Annotated in this window: 16 protein-coding genes; 1 reads left to right on the top strand and 15 read right to left on the bottom strand. The window is 68.9% G+C overall.

Features of this window, described 5'->3' with window-relative positions; translation table 11 throughout:
• Window positions 1–1530 precede the first annotated feature (1530 nt).
• Genes L3X23_RS00385 through L3X23_RS00360 form a run of 6 tightly spaced genes read right to left on the bottom strand, consistent with a single transcriptional unit; the run spans window position 1531 to window position 7914 of the window.
• The gene (locus L3X23_RS00385) at window positions 1531–2421 is read right to left on the bottom strand and encodes a pentapeptide repeat-containing protein (protein ID WP_237190030.1); all 891 of its coding nucleotides are present in this window, start codon (window positions 2419–2421) and stop codon (window positions 1531–1533) included.
• A gap of 19 nt (window positions 2422–2440) precedes the next feature.
• The gene (locus L3X23_RS00380) at window positions 2441–3709 is read right to left on the bottom strand and encodes a DnaB-like helicase N-terminal domain-containing protein (protein ID WP_237190029.1); all 1269 of its coding nucleotides are present in this window, start codon (window positions 3707–3709) and stop codon (window positions 2441–2443) included.
• Window positions 3706–3951, bottom strand: a complete 246-nt coding sequence (locus L3X23_RS00375) for a hypothetical protein (RefSeq protein WP_237190028.1) — start codon at window positions 3949–3951, stop codon at window positions 3706–3708. The genes L3X23_RS00380 and L3X23_RS00375 overlap by 4 nt, the downstream gene beginning before the upstream one ends.
• A complete protein-coding gene (locus tag L3X23_RS00370; protein WP_237190027.1) occupies window positions 3948–5951 on the bottom strand; it encodes a hypothetical protein in 2004 nt (667 codons plus the stop codon). The genes L3X23_RS00375 and L3X23_RS00370 overlap by 4 nt, the downstream gene beginning before the upstream one ends.
• A complete protein-coding gene (locus tag L3X23_RS00365; protein ID WP_237190026.1) occupies window positions 5948–7480 on the bottom strand; it encodes a relaxase/mobilization nuclease domain-containing protein in 1533 nt (510 codons plus the stop codon). The genes L3X23_RS00370 and L3X23_RS00365 overlap by 4 nt, the downstream gene beginning before the upstream one ends.
• Complete coding sequence (locus L3X23_RS00360; RefSeq protein WP_237190025.1) at window positions 7477–7914, bottom strand: hypothetical protein; 438 nt, start codon at window positions 7912–7914, stop codon at window positions 7477–7479. Before L3X23_RS00360 ends, L3X23_RS00365 begins: the two co-directional genes overlap by 4 nt.
• Window positions 7915–8166: 252 nt before the next feature.
• Between L3X23_RS00360 and L3X23_RS00355 the strand changes: the two genes are divergently transcribed.
• Complete coding sequence (locus L3X23_RS00355) at window positions 8167–8520, top strand: hypothetical protein (RefSeq protein ID WP_237190024.1); 354 nt, start codon at window positions 8167–8169, stop codon at window positions 8518–8520.
• Between the two features lie 404 nt (window positions 8521–8924).
• Here L3X23_RS00355 and L3X23_RS00350 read toward each other — a convergent pair whose 3' ends face one another.
• The 9 genes from L3X23_RS00350 to L3X23_RS00310 all read right to left on the bottom strand — a co-directional run bounded on the left by L3X23_RS00350 (window position 8925) and on the right by L3X23_RS00310 (window position 16060).
• Window positions 8925–10718, bottom strand: coding sequence for a DNA cytosine methyltransferase (locus L3X23_RS00350; protein WP_237190023.1), 1794 nt, complete (start codon window positions 10716–10718; stop codon window positions 8925–8927).
• Between the two features lie 175 nt (window positions 10719–10893).
• Entirely contained in the window at window positions 10894–11418 is a 525-nt protein-coding gene (locus L3X23_RS00345) for a hypothetical protein (protein ID WP_237190022.1), read from the bottom strand.
• A 32-nt stretch (window positions 11419–11450) separates the two neighbouring features.
• Window positions 11451–11939, bottom strand: a complete 489-nt coding sequence (locus tag L3X23_RS00340) for a hypothetical protein (RefSeq protein ID WP_237190021.1) — start codon at window positions 11937–11939, stop codon at window positions 11451–11453.
• A gap of 181 nt (window positions 11940–12120) precedes the next feature.
• A complete protein-coding gene (locus L3X23_RS00335) occupies window positions 12121–12282 on the bottom strand; it encodes a hypothetical protein (RefSeq protein WP_237190020.1) in 162 nt (53 codons plus the stop codon).
• A gap of 161 nt (window positions 12283–12443) precedes the next feature.
• On the bottom strand, window positions 12444–12680 hold the full coding sequence (locus tag L3X23_RS00330) for a hypothetical protein (RefSeq protein WP_237190019.1): 237 nt from the start codon (window positions 12678–12680) through the stop codon (window positions 12444–12446).
• A gap of 23 nt (window positions 12681–12703) precedes the next feature.
• Window positions 12704–12961 carry a hypothetical protein gene (locus tag L3X23_RS00325; RefSeq protein WP_237190018.1) on the bottom strand — a complete coding sequence of 86 codons (258 nt, stop codon included), beginning with the start codon at window positions 12959–12961 and terminating at the stop codon, window positions 12704–12706.
• Window positions 12958–13416, bottom strand: a complete 459-nt coding sequence (locus L3X23_RS00320) for an SsgA family sporulation/cell division regulator (RefSeq protein ID WP_237190017.1) — start codon at window positions 13414–13416, stop codon at window positions 12958–12960. The genes L3X23_RS00325 and L3X23_RS00320 overlap by 4 nt, the downstream gene beginning before the upstream one ends.
• Window positions 13413–13679: a WhiB family transcriptional regulator gene (locus L3X23_RS00315; RefSeq protein WP_237190052.1), complete on the bottom strand. Its 267-nt coding sequence runs from the start codon at window positions 13677–13679 to the stop codon at window positions 13413–13415. The genes L3X23_RS00320 and L3X23_RS00315 overlap by 4 nt, the downstream gene beginning before the upstream one ends.
• Before the next feature lie 206 nt (window positions 13680–13885).
• Window positions 13886–16060, bottom strand: coding sequence for a hypothetical protein (locus L3X23_RS00310; RefSeq protein WP_237190016.1), 2175 nt, complete (start codon window positions 16058–16060; stop codon window positions 13886–13888).
• Window positions 16061–16148 lie beyond the last annotated feature (88 nt).

Raw genomic sequence — 16148 nt, 5'->3', positions numbered from 1 at the left:
CACCGGAACAAGAAGGAGATGCTGAAGGAAAACGAGGGGAAAGTGCGGCCTCTGCGCGGGAACTTTTCGCCTGCACTGGACGTTAGAAATGTCCGGACCGATAGTCGATCACCGCACACAATTTAGGGCAGCGCTCCGGATTCGGACCACTGCCCTGCGGTGACGCTTACTGCAAGACGATTGCGAGAGGGAGGGGTGGTCAATTTGCGACCACGCCCTCCCCCGCGATGCCTTCGTGCCAGCGAAGGCATCTCCCCTGTCGATTGGCCGGAAGCGTCGGACAACAAACTTGGGGAAGCTCAGATAGATGGACACATGTCAATGCGTTGGTGTTGGTGACGAGTCAGCAAGGACCGGGTCGACCCAGCCCGTCCAGCAGCTCTCGCGGTTGGTGGACGTCCAGCTACAGGTCGAGACCCCCTCGGCGCCACCCCGGAACGGCTGATTGCCGCCAAGCCTCGTCTTCGGCCCCTCGCCCTGTGGAGTGAGTTCGCCGATGCTCTGGCGGCCTCACCAGAGTCGCCTACCGCGGTCAACTTCTCAGAGCTGGCCGCCACCACGTTCCTAGGCACCAGCCTGCAAGAGGCTGCACGGTCGCTCTGGGACGGAGAAGTCGTCAAATCCTGGCCACGGCGGCCGGCCCTCGTCTCGCGAGCACGTCTTTGCCCTGGTTGCCTGCCGGCATGACTTGGCATGGACCATCCACCAACGACGCCGCGACGCACTGCCGCTGGTTCATCAAGCGCCTTCACCTCTGCGGCTACTGGCTCTAGCAGGACCATCTTCCAGACCGCTAGTAGCGATCGGTGGCTCGAAGCAGGAGGTCGTGGCTGCGGCCCGACCGTGCGCCCGAGCCCGGCGACCATCACGGCCCGACCGGTCAAGTCCGGTAGCTCCCCGCTCTGGGCCAGATCGATGATAGCCCCGGGAGAAGGCTCCAACAGAGCCCCGAGGTGGCTGAAGTCGAACGGACGGGTAGCCGCGAGACCCGAAGTCACGATCGAGGTAGCGCGAGTGAGCTCCGAGCATCGAGCTGTGGGGATCGAGCAAGTGCAGTCCACACATGCCACCTCCACTCTCTCTAGGCACGGCGCCTCGCAGGGGTCTATAGATGACGCTCTAACGACACGACCTGCGAACACCGACACTACGACGCAATCCGAAAGAGCCAGACTAATAAGGCCAGCCAGCGTGCAACGACCCAGGTAACGGAGGTAGAGACAACTGAGGTGCCGAGCCAGAGCAGGTGGGGCCGAATCAGTGACCATGATTGACACACGGGCCTGCCGCCTCGATCGCCTTCTTGACCATCGAAACCGACTCATGCTCACCTCCTCACAGTCTCTGCCACTTCGCTCATCGCTGGTAGCAAAGATACGGCTCTAGGACGGCTGGCCGCAATGCCGCTCTGCAACTTGCACCGGCAGCCAGTTTGAGCTGGGCCGTGACCAGAAGCAAGAAGATGAGGGCCAGATGCCCCCGCCTTGAGGGACCATCTGACCTCAAGCTTCCAACGTCATGACCGGATCGTCATCGTTGACAGCCAAGGGCGTGAAGGACTGCAACTGCTGTGGTGGGGGTCGCTGGTGTGCGGATGAACCGTGTGTCCTCGAGGTCGACCCCTGCAGGAAACCCCACGTGGTCCAGCCGCGCGGCCGTGAACCTGGCGCGGGCGAAGCTGGTTTTTCCCCGGAAGGCAGCAGGACCAGATCTTGGGTCGCTCAGTGCGACGGAGTCGAAAAAGATCGTGTCAGCGAAGCTGGCTGGGCCGCAGAAGGTTGCACCAGAGAGCACCGTCCCACCGTGCAGAGCACAGCCATCCGCGGAGAAGGCTCCCTTGAAGGTCGCGAGGGCCATGTCCGTCCGGTGCTCGACGATCATGTCGTCACAGTGCATGTCGCCATAGAGAGTCGCGCCGCTGAGCAGGACGGAGTCTCGCGCCCGGAGTGCGGTCATCCGGGTGTCTCCCCGGAGTTGGGCGCGGCGGGCGGAGATCCGGCGAACCACGGCGCCGCTGAGGTCCAGGTCGGTGAGCTCGGCGCCGTCGAGATCGAGGTCGAGCTCTCCCCAGTACGCATCGCCGTGTGCCGGGGAGGCGTGCGCGGACAGGGTTCTCTGCACAGCTCGTCGGACAGTCTCGTCGCCGGACGGTGCGCAGCGCAGGTAGCCGGTGAGGGTCTCGACGACGGCGGCCCGGTGCCAGGGAGTCGCCTGCGCGTGCTGCTCCAGCGCGGTTAGCGCAGGAAGGCGCGAGGAGATCTCGGCTGCATGCAGTTGCCGGGCCTGCATGATGAGGACGTCATCAGCGGTCGTGGCCGGTTGGCCCGCCGCCATCCCGCGGCGGCCGTGCTGGCGGCCGGCTGCCCATGCCAGCCCGATCACCACGAGAGCGACGGCCAGGCAGATGACTGCGATGGTCATGGCAGCAAGCTCCCTTCTGTCAGCGCCGGCGTTGATGCTCGGAACGGGTTGTCTGTTGCTGCTTGCCTCGGGGCGGGTCTTGCTCACGCCTGGCCGCCTTGTGCTCCGTTCCGGTGGCCGCGCGGGGCGCCGGAGGGTGGAACGCTGAGGCGGCGGTGGTGGCTGAGTGTCCACCGAGTCGTCGGGCAGCGACCTCGGCACCGGCGACCGCTGCGCGAGCGCCTCGGAGCAGCTCCGGCCCCGTCCTGCGGCGGTCCCCGGCGAGGTCGACGAGTTCGCGCCCAGCACGTTTCGAGACCGCGGCCAACGCAGCGCGCAGGACGACGTCAGCAGCTCGATAGCCGGAGGCCACATCCGTTCGGCGTGTGATACGGGCCAGCTCAGAAGGCTGGTAGGTGGCCCGTCCCTCCGGTCCTAGACGCTCGCTCTCCAACGCGACCAGGACGTAGTCCACCGGCTCACCCCGCTGTGCGAGGTCGGCCACGACCTGCCAGGTCCCAGCTGCCTCCTTGGAGGTGAAGTCCTCGGGGAGGAGCCTGCCGGCGACATGGTCGCGCAGCTCCGCCGAGACCAGACAGGAACCGATCAGGTTCTGCTCGGCCTGCGCGATCACGCGTGGGGTGAGGCGCTCCCGGGCGATGCCAGCATCGGCCCCTTGATAGCTTCCCTTCCCGGTTACCGAAGTCGGGCTGAGATCCTCGAGGATGCGTGATCCGCTTGCTGAGCTGATCCTGGTGGCCAGCTCGTCGAGCCTGGCCAAGGAGGCGCGAAGCAGGGGGGCGACCGTGTCCGCCGCGGCATCCGCGTCCCGCTCGACCGCATGCCGGGTCTGCTGCTGGATCCTGCTCCCGGCGGCGATGACGCGGCGGCGAACCGAAGCCTCGAGGACCGCGCGCCCGTAGCGGACATGCTCGCTACGTTCTCGCGGCGTTCCGTGCTCGCTCATCACCGAGGCCTCCGGTGTTGACGGCGTCGAGGAGAGCAGGGTGTGCAGGGCTGGGGCAGCGAGAGCCCCGTTCCTCGCCTCGCCGACCGGGACGTCGTGATAGGTCCCGAGCGCGAGCTCCGCGTGCACGGCGAGTACGTCGGTGGGACGGCCATCGCGCCGGAGCCCGGTGAGGGTCTCGTAGATCGCTCGGTGGGCCCAATGCGCGAAGTCGTCGGGTTGCAGCCACGCCGACACGTCGTCGGTGCGATTGGGGTCCCAAAGCAGAGCACCGATGAGCGCGCCCGCGGCGAGGTCGCTAGCGCTCGGTGCGTCCGGGTCCTCCGCGTGCGTGACGCTCATCGGCCACGTAGGTCGGCTGCCAGGTCGGCGGCTCGACGACGTCGGTGCATCACCTCGAACTCGCTCGCCACCTTCTCGACCGCAGGTCTGAACGGGGCATCGGGGTCTGCTTCCGAAGGCACGTGCCACCAGATTTCGCGGTAGCGGGCCGGGACGGGGAAGTGGTCGTCGAGCAGAGCCGCGGCGGCACCGTCGTCGATCAGCTGGCGCATCGTCGGTTGTGCGATCTCGTGCTCGCTCATCGCGTCCGCCCCCGCTCCTGAGCCTTGCCCGGCTGTTGCTGACGCACGGGACGGTGAGCGGCCGATGCCGGGCGCTTCACTGCGGGCTGCCCGGCTTGGGACAGATCGCTTGCCGGCGGGGTGTAGGTGACCTCGGCTCGGGTTGCGGCTGCGGCTTCTGCACCCCGTTCGGAAGCCGCGATGGCTCGTTCTCCGGCTGCGAGGTTGTCCTCGATGAGCGCGGCGCCGTCGTGCTCGCGCTCCTCGGGTTGGCCGGGTTGTCCGGCAGACGGTTCCCGGTGAGCAGCGGCTAGACGCTCATGTTCCTCGGCGCGCCCTGTCGCTGCCTCGGCCGCGGCCCGGTGTCCAGCCGCCTCGGTGCTCCTCGCGCGTTGCTCGGGTGACGGGTGCCTTCCTACTGCGACGACGTCCAGGCCCACCCGGTCGACGGGGCTGCGCGGGTCGAGCTCCTCGGCCGGCGGAAGCTCGCTGCTCTGCTGGGGCGTTGCCTGCTCGACGACATCAGTCGGCGACGCGGTCGCCGGGTCCCCGGTCCGCTGCTCTCCCCTGGGTCCGTCCGTGCGAGACGTACTCGTGTCCTTCTCTCGCGCTGCGGATGCCCGATGCGATCGGACCTTCGTAGTGAGCAGCGTCGTGGCGTACGCCGCGGGGTTGCGCGCCGCGGCCACCCGTCCCTCCGGGAGCTGCTCGATCAAGGAGCCGACGGGGATCTGGTCGCCTCGCCACGCCTCGAGCCGCTTCGCCAGGCCAGGCCAGGCGGATCCAGAGATGATCCGGTCCGCAGCAGCGTGCCCGAGATGTGCACGCAGGAACTCGGCCTGTGCGTTGCGATCCGACCCGGTGCGCGGTGGCTTGCCGTCCCCGATACGTCGATCCAGGACGGCCTTGAGGTACTGAGCCGGTTTGTCCGCCGCGCTGATGCGGTCGATCGGAAGCCCCGCGAGCAGCTCCGCTACCGGTCGTCCCTTCTCGTGCTGTTCGAACAGGCGTTGCCGGAGTCCGTCATAGCCCTGACCACGGCGCAGCCGCTCGAGTAGCTCGCCTGGCAAGGCCTCGGCGAGGAACGGGCCGACAGTCTGCTCTTGCTCGACGATGTCCGCCGAGGGCGATGCGCTGTCTCGGGAGACACCGGGGGAGCGTGGTCGAGCGGCGAACTGTTCGCTGTCCAGGTTGATCACCTGGAGCCCCGGCATCATCTCCTCGATGAAGAACTCTGCGAGCGCCGCAGGGTTACGCACCTCGTTCTCCATCAGACGCGTGTGGTCGACCCTGCGGAGTACGTCGGCCATGGCGAAACCGCGTTCCTCCATCTCGTGCAGTCGCCACGCCAGTGCCCCGAACGCGGGATTCCAGCGCTCGCCCCGGTTTCGTTGGTCAGTCGTCGGTCCGATCACGCGCTCGGCGAGCTCGCGGGGCCACAGCTGTCGCACTGTCGCGGCGGTGCGGGCGAGTCGTTGAGGTTCGGTCTCCCGGACCTCGGTGCTCGCGGCGCGGGCACGTGCCGCCGTGTGCTCGGCGAAGCCGTTCAGCCGCTCGATCTTCTGCGGGCCCTCCTGCAACAGCTGCTCGCCCAGCTTGGTCGCAGTCGACTCGTCAGCGCATCGCACCTGTGTGCTGCAGGTGTCGGTCCCGCCGTTCGAGCGACCGTGCGCGACCAGGCCCCATCCATTCTCGTCGGGGAGCCGGCCGAGGGTCACGGTCACCGACCAGTCGTCGGCGTCGACGACCCTGGTGACCACGTCGTCCGCCGCTTCATCGCTGCGGCGGGTGTCGAAGAGTTCGCGCTCGTGAGGGGTCATCGAACGCACGGGGGGCTCGGCGGCGCGGAGTACTCGTTCGTGCTGTCGAGCAGAGTCCTCGGCGTCGGACCATGCCATGCGACCGGTCGCTTCTCGGCGCTGCCGCAGGAGAGACCCCAGCGACAAGACGGCCTGGGTCCATGCCTGGGTCTGCTCGCGTCCCCAGGTCAGGGTCGGAGCCTCGTGTGCCAGTTCCGTCATCGCCTTCTCCCCCTGGAGCCGTTGACGTCCTCGACCGGTGTCTTGTCCTGCGTGCGGGGACCGACCGACTCGACGCTTCCCGGCCGGCGTCCGGCGCCCCGTGGGCCCTGCTGAGGATGGGTCCCTGCCGCGCCACCAGGTCGCGCTGCCCGCGGCTGACGTAGGAGATGCGCGCTGCGGCGGGCCGCCCCAGCCTGCGCGACACATCGCTCCTGTTCGCGGAAGGCGGCAATCTCCGCGGCGAGCGAGGCGAGGGCAAGAACAAGCTGCCCGACTCCGCTGTCACCGCTCCTTCCTGTCACCGCGCGGACTGCGACCAGGCGCCACGCGGCCGAGCGCAGCTGCGATGCAACCGGGGCCCACCGGTTGGGCTGTCCCTGACCCGGTGTACGCGCAGCACGGTCGAAGACGTCGGCTGCCGACCACGGGACCGGAGCCACTCCGCGGCCGCGTTCGGCGACCGCGCAGACCGCGGAGAGCATGTCTCCTGCTGCGTGGGCGACCGACGGGACCGCATCCCTGCCTCCGGCAGCGATGGTTGCCGTGGCGTGCTCGACGGCGCTGATCGCCTCGGTGACGGCGGCATCGCGCTCCGCTCGACCGACCTGGGAGCGTTCCCCCGCTGCCGGCGCGATCGTGGCCTGCGGCGTCGCGGACGCCCATCGCCTCAGCAGCTGGGGAAGCGCGAGATCCCGCGCCAGGCGGCGCCCCGAGTACCACACGGGCAGTCCCTCGAGGGTCTCGTCACCGGGGGCCGCAACGGCGTAACCGACCAGCTGTCCCGGAGGCAGTTCCTTCGGACGGACCACGGCGCCCAGATCGGCGAGTCGCCGAAAGAAGTCCTCCGGGTCCTGTGCCTGCACCGCAGCCACACGCGCCGCGCGGCGGAGCCACTCCCGACTCGTCTCCGAATCGCCGCGGCGGGCGGCCTTCTCCATCTCCGCCCGGGTAGCCGGCGCCGCCGTCGTGCGGTCGATCGCCGCGGTTCGGGTGAGTCCCAGGCGCTCCTCGGCGTCCCGGCACACCTCGCGGGCCCGCAGGAAGTCGTTACGCGGATGAACTTTCCGTCCGTTGTCCTGGCGTACCAGCATCGCGGCGATGTGGACGTGATCGTCCGCGTGCCGGATCGCCACCCATCGACAGGCGCCAAGATCACCGGCGGTGGCGATACCGGTGCGTTCCATCAGTTCTTCGACGACCTCGACCCACTCCTCGTCGGTGAGCGGACGGTCGTCGGCGCTGTTGCGCAGGGAGCAGTGCCAGACGGGCCCGCGCGGGACCCGACGTCCTTCCTCGCGCACGGGCTCGGTCTGCGGAATGCCTGCGGCGAGAGCGGGATCCGCGAGCTCGTCGGAGAGGTCGGAGACATCGAACTCCCCGGACGGGAGCAGCGACGGTTGATGCATCGCCGGGGCGCCGTCCCAGGAGGCGATCACGTGCTGGTTGGTGTGCTCGTTGAACCGACCGGGGCCCATCAGGTAGCGGACGAGGCCGCCGACGCGCCAGCCGCGTGAGATCTTGGCGATCACGAGCGCGTCCGCAACCGCTCGCGCCGGGCGTCCTTCGCCAGCTCGTCGACTTCGCCGACTGTCCGCTCGATCCGCTCGACGACTCGCCCGACGAGGTCCTGCACTCGGCCGGTCGCCTCGTGTAGCTCTCCGTCCGCGTTCGCATGTCGCGCGACGTCGTTGAGGTTCCCGCCAACGTTGCGCAGGACCCGTCGGTGCTCCATGAGCTCGGCCCGGAGCTGCATGAGCGACTGCATGGTCGGCCCCCATTGCGACGCAGGGCCCGGGACCGTCTCGGCCGCGCGAACTCCCACCTCACCCAGCCAGGCGCCGGGAGCCATGTCCGACCGGACGGAGGCGGTCGTGACCAGAGCCATCTCCAGATCGCTGAACTGGACGGAGACCTTGTGCGGTCGGCCGCCCTCGGCGCGTGCACGGCGACTCGGCCCGGTCATCGCGTCCCTCCCAGCTGATGGTCAGCGGCCGCCCTCGGCGGCCGATGATCGTCAGCGTCGCACGCCGCAGGCGGGCCTGTCGCGTTTTCCCCGGGAAAACGCATATCTTGCTCAGCCACCCACGGCAGCCGCCCGTGGATGCGGCTCCGTGACTGGTCGGGCCTAAAATGCGGCCGCGGGGCTCATCGTCTGACTCGCCGGCGCGCCTCTCACCCTGTTCCGCTTCATGATCAGCGCGCTACCGTGCCGGTCATGACGAGATCGGGAACGCGCCGAAAAGAAGCCGCTGATGTGGCTCGGCGCCTGCTACAGGACAAGGTCGATCAGGTCGCGCAGCTCGCCGAGCTGGGGACGAAGGTCGACGATGCGGAGGCCGCTGTAGAGGCGGCAACCGCCGCGCTCGCGCTGGCTCGCCAGGACTATGCGGTCCAGTATCGGGCGGCGATTGCGGCTGGATGGACCGACGACCAGCTCGCTGAGGCGGGCTGTTCGGCTGATCGGGGTGGAGCGCCGACGAAGCGCGCGCGCAGTCGACGTCGTCAGCCGGAGCCTGCCGAGACCCCTGTGGCGGACTCGGAGATTCAGGAGCTACCTGCGGCGGGCTAGCTCCCAGCGCACCGCCGAGGTGCTCGCTGTGGCGGTGACAGCGAGGGCCTGGCGCGGTGGTCCCCTTGGACATCGGCTGCATGAGCGGGGCGCCGTTGTGGCGCAACGCAGACGGCCCGGGCACCTTGGTGAAGGTGCCCGGGCCGTGGTCGTCGCGGTTTCAGTTCGCCTCGTTGGCCCTGTCTTCTCGGGCGGAGGCTGGCGGGCATTTGGGGAGATCGTCGGCTGGCTCGTGCCCGTTCGCCTCGGGTAATGCGCCCTCGCGGGCGTTGCGGGCAAGCGCGGAGATCCGTCGGCGGGCGGATGCCTGGCGGGTCGTCAAGGCGCGGCTGTTCATAGCGCGGTCCCTCGTTCAGATCCGATGGAGACTGGGATGGGAGACCAGCGGCGGTCTCCCGTCCGCGTCAGAGAGCTGTGGGCCGGTCGATGAGGTCCTCGGTGACCGCCTCGACCACGCAGGCTGCGAGATCTCGTGAGACGGGCGGGGTGACGGCGTTGCCGCACATCCGGACCTTGTTCCCGTTGTTCGTGCCGAGCAGGACGAAGCCCGCAGCGAAGGCCATGCCGAGCTTCACCTCGTCCGGGGTGAGCATGCGGAACCGGCAATCCTCGACGTCGACCTGGCTCTCAAGGACGGCGTCCCCCTCGACGGCGGTCTGGGTCGGCATGGGGGCGCTGCTGCTGCGCATCCCGCCGGTGTCGTAGGCGTAGAGGACATCCGGGCTCCAGCTCAGCAGCGACTGGTGCCCGGCGGTGGTGAGCGTCCTGGCGGGCTCGTCGAGAGGTGTGCACATCTCGGCTCCGCCGGTGTTGTTGCGCATGAGCAGGCCGTCGTGCCGCTCCCCCATGGCGCTCTCGCGCGGCGTCACCGCTTTCCCCGCGGCCCGCTCGTTGGTTCGGAGCGGGAGCAGCACGAGGCCCTCGGTCTCGCGCGTGGTGCGCGTGCGCATCGGCTCGCTCGTCGGGCGTGCGTCGGTGTTCCACGTGCCGCCGGAGGGAACGAGTAACCCTCGCTCGCGTGGGGTTCCCCCATCTCCGGTCCCGGTGCAGTGCCTGCGGGAGGAGAGCATCGCCCGCAGTGCGGCGTGCTGCTCGTGCTCGGCGAGTTCGCTGAGTCCGAGGGATGTGGCGGCCATCATGGGCGGCTGCGCGATGGCCTTGGACGCCGTCGCGTGGACGGTTCGGAGCGGCTCGTCGATCGGCCAGGTCCGGACCCCCGGCCGTCGTTCGAACGTGTTTCCCGCCGCCTCGAGCACGATGCTGCGAGGGACGTAGCGGCGCAGCCCGGCCTCGATCCGGGCGAGGGTCTTGGGCTTTAAGGGGCGGTCGCGATCGCCGATCCGCTTGCCGGGGTTCTGCATGTCGATCGCGGCGAGGGCGGGTAGGACGTAGGGCTGCACGGTGGCGTTGCGGCAGCTGATGCGGGGGCAGCGGTAGATGTACTGGCGCCCGTAGCTGCCCTGCAGGTTGCTCGGCTTGTTCGGATTCGGCGCGGCCCGCATCGCGGTGACGGTCTCACCGCAGGTCGGACACCAGGCCTTGGGGCGGGTCCATCGTTCGAAGTCCGGCCGCCGGTACCGCTCCTGCCAGAACGCTACGTAGACACGGTCGCGCAGCTGAGGGGCGGGCGCGCCCAGCTGGTGCGCGAAGGCACTGTTGAGCGTCAGGACCTGGTGCAGGTAGCCGAGGGCCCGCATCCGCGAGACCCACTTCCCGAAGTGGACCCACTTCAGCAGTGGGGGGACGTTCTCCACGATGACCGTCTTGTAGCGGTGGTACTCGGCGAAGCGGGGAACGTCGTGCATCAGCGCTCGGGACCGCTCGCGCGCCTCGTTCGCCAGCGGTGCCTCGTCTTCGGCGTCGTCGCCGAGCGCGAGGTCGAACAGGGTCGGGTCCGTCTCCTGGCCTGCGAAGTCCTGCTTCTCTCCGCGCGCCTGGCTCCAGAACGTGCACGAGGGTGAGGCCCAGAGTCCGTCGGTGGTCGGGTAGCGGCGAGGGTCGATCTCGGCGATGTCGGCGACGTCGTGGTCGACGTGAGGCATGTTGTGGTTGTGCGTCTCGATGGCCAGGTCCCAGTGATTGCAGGCCATGCGGACGGTGTTGCCCGGCACACTCTCGATGCCGGACGAGGAGCCTCCTGCTCCACAGAACAGGTCGGTCCAGGTGAACAGATCGGACCGGCGGACGACCTTGGGCATCAGGCCAGCCCCCTTCCCAGGTGGTTCGGCTGCGGCGCCCGAGCGAGGTTTGCCGTCCTCGCCCTGACACTTACTATTTTACAGCGTTAGGCCACGCGGATCAAGCTCCCTTAGGGTTCTTGACCTGGGGTTATAGACGTATATGCCGCCACGCGGACGGCGAATACTGGACGGTCTACGGAGCGATGAGGCGCAGCACCGTCAGGGCAGGGATCGGCACGAGTTCGCCCTCGTTGTCGGCGAGTTGACCCCCGAATGTCGTCACCTTGTCGATGACCGGGCGCACTACTCCGGACTCGCCGAGGAGCCAGGCGACGACGGGCACGGTGTCTGTTCCGCCGGGAAGGTCGAGCTCGGCTTGCCAGCCGTGCTCTGCCTGCAGGGCGGAGTGCAGCTTGTCGGTACGGACCAGCTTGATGAATCCGTCGATCTCTGAAGCGCGCTTCTGACGCCCCTCGCGGGCATCGACGACGAGCGGTTCGCCGTCTCGTGTCCAGTCCTCCACCGGCAAGGAGTAGACGGTCGGCTGCTCTGCGCCGGAGTGCTCCAGGTCCGGGCTGTAGACCACACGCCAGACAGCCGGTGCGCCGTCGTAGGGATACAGGAAGTGCGCTTCCCAGCCGGTCGGTGTCCATTGGTGGCGAGGGCTGAGCACGCCATGCTCTCTGAGGTCTTGGATGATCTCGTTGACGGCGCTCACGCTCGTTCCTCCAGGATTGTCCATCTATGGGCTCACTCGGTGAGCGTGGTCGGTCGACGTCGGCCACCTCGGCCAGGCCGGGTTCGGAGGTCGGCGAACTCCCAGAGCGTGCTGCGTCGCCAGCGTCGTCGCAGCCGTCCAGAGGGAAGCGACTCGGTGTCGTCGGCCGCCGGGAAGTAGCCGTCGTTGCGTGCGAGATATCCACGGATCGTCGAGTCGTTGGCGTAGCCGAGCAGCTTCGTGGCCGCAGGGACGTCGAGCAGCTCCTCGGCGTCCCCGCTGCGATCGACGGTGCTGAGTCCGAGTTGCTTTCGCGCTGCCCACTGCTCGTGCCATTCGATGACGTCCTGTTCGCGGAAGAGCAGCGAGCGGCCGACACGGGTCCCCTCGGGATGGCCGTTGCTGGCGCGTTGCGCGTAGAGGTTGGCCTGTGCCTGCTCGGACATGCCGGTGAGACGGCGGACCTCGGCACGGTTGACGTAGGGCTCGCCGTCGATGATCTCGCGTCGCGCTGCCGACACGGTTGACACCGTAGACACGCCCCTTCGGTCGCGAGCAGACGACTATGGTTCTGCGGTCGGTTCGACCTCATGGGCTCCAGGTGGGCCCGGCCGCGGTCGAGCCGGCGGGCCGGTGGTTGTTTGCCGACGTCTCAGCTTTGCTGAGGTGGGCCTTGCGGGGCTCGACCACCGGCCACCCCGGTCAGGCCTTCTCGTCCTTGCTGGCACGGAACGCAGCGCGCTCGGCGGCCCGTTTCTCCGTGTAGGCGGCTTGTTGAGCAGCCTCCTGCTCGGCTACGCGAGCCAGCTCCTCGTCGGTCATTTCCCAGTGGCTGATGTTGGACAGTTCGCGGTCGGACCGCATGTCTGGTGCTCCTGTCGATCGGAGGCATTGCCGTTAGCTGTGTTCGCAGGCGCCCAGGACCTCGCCGCAGTTCGGGCACAGTTCGTCGTCGAGCTCGAGTTCCAGGTCGTCGTCCATCTCTTCCCACCTCCGTCGTCCGGCTTCGTTGTGGATCTCGCGGTTTAGGGGACGAAGGCGTTGGCGGGTATGACGGCTGCGATGTGTCCCGGGACCGCCTCGACGATCTCGTTGCTCATGCGGAAGGCCCAGAGCGTGGCAGCGAGTCGGTCTCGCTGCTCGGCTGGGGCGGTCACGGTCGTCGCCTGGTCGTCGCTGGTGACGGATCGCCCTGGAACTCCCTGAGTCATGCTGGCCGCGACCTGCGTGCGGATTGCGGCGGGCACGGTCTGAGTGGTCATGCGCGTCTCCTCGACTTCGTCGGTCAGCTGAGGCGCTCGGCGCGCCGCCGGTGGCGGGCGTGGCGCGCGATGAGCGAGGCGGTGGTGACGGTGCCGCCGAGCGCTGCGGCGCAGAGCGACAGGCTGTCGACGGCCGGCAGGGTGATCGCGCACAGACCTATCGCAGAGAGCAGGACGAGCGCGCCGGCACGGATCCCGGTTGCCGACTGGTCTGCGAGGGTGCACAGTCCGGCGCCGACAGCGAGTCCGGCGAGGAAGCTGAGGATCTCCGCGGGGTTCACGAGTCGGTCCCGGCGAGGCTGTCGTGGATCAGCGCGTCGAGGTCGGCCTGGACGAGCTCGGATTCGCTGCCGAGCGGAACCAGCTCCTCCGTGGCGGCGAGGAACGAGATCAGCTCGTGGGTGCTGATGCTGAACTCGGCGAACTGCGCGGTCGTCGCGGTGCGGGGGCTCAGGGTCAGGATCGTGACGTCCCCGCCGGAGACCGCGTGCGTCGAGACGTGGACGTCACCGTCGCCGCTGTCGTCGTGCGCTCCTGCGATGAGCAGGTCTCGGGCGACGGTCCAGCTGATGCCGGCGGCGAGGAAGTGCAGCTCGACCGCGTAGGGGGCAGCTGTGCAGTAACTCAGCCCGATGGTCATCGGCGTGCTGTCCACTCCCCCGTTCTTGACCCTGCTGTTCGCCGCCTGGAGCTGGTGATGGCTGGCGAGCAGGGTTTCCTCGTGGCGGCCGTTCATCGCCCCTCCCGCCGGCTCTTGCGCAGGCGGCGACGCTCTCGCTCGGACAGGCCACCCCAGATCCCGAACCGCTCGTCTCTGGTCATGGCGTACTCCAGGCACTCCGCCCGGACCTCGCAGCCGGTGCAGATGCGCTTGGCCTCGCGGGTCGATCCGCCTTTCTCCGGGAAGAAGGCCTCAGGGTCGGTCTGCGCGCACAGGCCGCGATCGCGCCAGTCCTCCTCACCGCCCTCCTCTGCGAGGTCGATGCCCTGAAGGTCCAGCTCGGTCGCGGTCTCGTTGACGATGCGCTGCGCCGGGATGCGGCTGCGCTCGCGGTGGTCGATTGCGTGGAACACTCGTGTCTCCGATCTGAGGGTCGGAGCGGCCCGGGCGGGATCTGTGAGAGGTGAGCGCCCGGGCCGCGTGATGTCTGAGCCGTGTCGCTTAACTGGTACTGTACCAGGTACCGATTCCATTAGCCATGGCTTCACCCGGTCTGTTCGTCGGTGGGCTGCCACTGACCGTGGGCGACCTTGCGGACGAGCCCTACCTCGGCGAGGGCGTTGAGTGCCTTCACGACGTTGGGGGGCTTCTGCTCGATCACCGCGGCGATGTCTCCGGTGCGGCGATGGCCGTCGATGAGCGCGGCGTAGACGAGCTGCTGCCTGCGCGGTAGGGCTTCGAGGTCGGCTGTCACGACGGCTACGGGTTCAGGACTCAGGGGGTGCAGCGCGATCACGTTGTCGGCGGTCAGCGCGGCCGGGATCACGAGTCCGGGTCGACTCATCGGGGCCTGCGGTTCGGCGGGGGTGAGCTGCTGTGGAGCGCTGCCCAGGGTGGATCGCCAGGTCTGGAGGCGTCGCTGCTGTTCGGCGAAGACGGCGGCGGGGTCGCGCGGGATCTCGGGCCGGAAGCGTGCTGTGGCGAGGTCGGTGTCCCGATCGAGCGGCAGGTCGGGCAGGTCGTTGGCCCAACGACCGAGATCGGGCGCCCAGGCGACCCGGCCCATGGAGAGGCGTCCCCCTGCGGTGGCGAAGCAGTAGCCGCCGCCGGTGGGCAGGGTGCTGGGTGCGACCGAGAGTCCCCCGACCACTGCGGCCTCGCTGCGGTTCTGGTTGCGGAAGGCGAGGAGGTTGATCGCGGCCAGGTAGCCCCGCAGCGCGGTGGAGTTTCCGTAGTCGGGGGCGAGCAGCGACTGGGTGCCGACCAGGACGACGACGCCGTACTTGCGCCCGATGCGCACGACCCGCTCAAGGCGGGGGACGAACTGCCGTTCGATCAGCCAGGGGTCGCTCGTGAGGCGGTGCAGCTCGTCCAGGATCCACTGCAGCCCTGGCACCGCTTCGCTGGGCTTGAGCTTGCGAATGGGCTGCTGGGTCTGGGGATCCGTGATCGGGACGGGCGTGCCGTCCGGGCCGTCGGTGAGGGTGGACTTGAGCAGGCTGCGGATCTCGAGTGCCTCTTCGACAGCCTCCAGCTGCCGCAGCACTCCCTGTGGCCCGGCCTCGGTCCAGTCGGAGATGTCGTTGAGGACGGGGCTGGAGCCGCCCTCGGGGTCTCCGTCGCCGAACCACACGTTCCAGACGCCGCTGTGCTTGAGTCCGAGACCGACGGCTTCCAGACAGGCGGACTTGCCCGATCCCGGCTCACCGGTGACCAGGCCGTTGCGGCACCCCACCTCGTCGTAGGCGACGTACTGCATCTCGCCCTCTCCGTCGGCGAAGGGCCCGAGGGGGATTCGGCCGTCCTCGTAGCGGGGGCCGGTGTAGGCGATTCCTCCGGAGAGCAGGTCCTTGACGATCACCGTCATGGTGCACCAGCTCTCGTTCTGGTCCGAGGGCTCGAGGAGCAGGTTGTTGGCGGCCACGCCCAGGCCTCCCGCGATCTTGGAGCGGCGCGCGAAGACCTCGTTGAAGTCCGCAGTGCCGGGTCGGGTCTGGATGGTCCAGCGGATGGCGCGGGGAAGGTCGAGGCGCTCGGTGAGCATCGCCCCCGGCAGCAGCTGGCCCTTGCCCGAGACGTTCTCGGCCCAGCGGCGGGCGAGACGATCGCCGAGGTCCTGCTCCTCCTCGTCGTCCTGCGGTGTCGGGAGGGTCTCCGCTCCGGGGGTCGGGATCTCGTGCTGGCGCATCCATCCGGCCCAGCCGAGCGCTGCGCCTCCGGCGAGAAGGGCGGTCATGGGCCAGTTTGCGGGGCCGATCGCGGAGGCGGCGGTGACCCAGGCGGTGGTACCTCCGACCACACACCAGGAACGTCCGCGCCAGTTGTCGGGGATTCGCGCACGGAACGCCGCTCGCAGGGCTGTGGCCGTGGTGGCGCTGAGCAGGCCGATTCCGGCGACGGTGAGGCCTTCACCCCCGGATCCGGCTGCGAGGTGCGCGAGCTCGGCGAGTCCCCATCCCGCATAGCCGGTGGCCGCGGTGGCCGCGGCGGCGAGGTAGGGGGTGCGGCGTGCGCGGCGGGCTCGGTCGGCCTGGTCGCGCTGGCGTTCGAGGGCCGCGGCGCGGGGGCTGAGCTTACGCATCAACGGTGCGGCGGGCCGCACGGCCAGTTCGGTCGAGGGAGCCCGTTCGGACGCTCGGGTGATCTGCTTCGCCAGCTCGACGACGAGCGCGTTGCTGTCCACCTCGGCGGAGGTGCCGGTGCGGTCAGTGCGGGTCATCGTGCGTCCTTCCGTGCATGGCCATAGTCGAGTCGTTCAGTGGTGCCCTCGCTCCGCCGTGACGCGGGCGCCCAGCTGATCTGGGGGC

Origin of the sequence: Pseudonocardia sp. WMMC193 (assembly GCF_021728735.1) — a bacterium.
GTDB lineage: Bacteria > Actinomycetota > Actinomycetes > Mycobacteriales > Pseudonocardiaceae > Pseudonocardia > Pseudonocardia oroxyli.
The sequence above is the reverse complement of the archived record's forward strand: the minus strand, read 5'-3'. Positions and strand labels throughout refer to the sequence as shown.

What these genes read in the sequence shown, in the direction of transcription:
- L3X23_RS00350 (WP_237190023.1), bottom strand. Translation starts at nt 10,718, where the DNA reads ATGCCCAAGGTCGTCCGCCGGTCCGATCTGTTCACCTGGACCGACCTG.
- L3X23_RS00355 (WP_237190024.1), top strand. Translation starts at nt 8,167, where the DNA reads ATGACGAGATCGGGAACGCGCCGAAAAGAAGCCGCTGATGTGGCTCGG.
- L3X23_RS00375 (WP_237190028.1), bottom strand. Translation starts at nt 3,951, where the DNA reads ATGAGCGAGCACGAGATCGCACAACCGACGATGCGCCAGCTGATCGAC.
- L3X23_RS00335 (WP_237190020.1), bottom strand. Translation starts at nt 12,282, where the DNA reads ATGCGGTCCGACCGCGAACTGTCCAACATCAGCCACTGGGAAATGACC.
- L3X23_RS00370 (WP_237190027.1), bottom strand. Translation starts at nt 5,951, where the DNA reads ATGACGGAACTGGCACACGAGGCTCCGACCCTGACCTGGGGACGCGAG.
- L3X23_RS00310 (WP_237190016.1), bottom strand. Translation starts at nt 16,060, where the DNA reads ATGACCCGCACTGACCGCACCGGCACCTCCGCCGAGGTGGACAGCAAC.
- L3X23_RS00320 (WP_237190017.1), bottom strand. Translation starts at nt 13,416, where the DNA reads ATGAACGGCCGCCACGAGGAAACCCTGCTCGCCAGCCATCACCAGCTC.
- L3X23_RS00360 (WP_237190025.1), bottom strand. Translation starts at nt 7,914, where the DNA reads ATGACCGGGCCGAGTCGCCGTGCACGCGCCGAGGGCGGCCGACCGCAC.
- L3X23_RS00380 (WP_237190029.1), bottom strand. Translation starts at nt 3,709, where the DNA reads ATGAGCGTCACGCACGCGGAGGACCCGGACGCACCGAGCGCTAGCGAC.
- L3X23_RS00385 (WP_237190030.1), bottom strand. Translation starts at nt 2,421, where the DNA reads ATGACCATCGCAGTCATCTGCCTGGCCGTCGCTCTCGTGGTGATCGGG.
- L3X23_RS00330 (WP_237190019.1), bottom strand. Translation starts at nt 12,680, where the DNA reads ATGACCACTCAGACCGTGCCCGCCGCAATCCGCACGCAGGTCGCGGCC.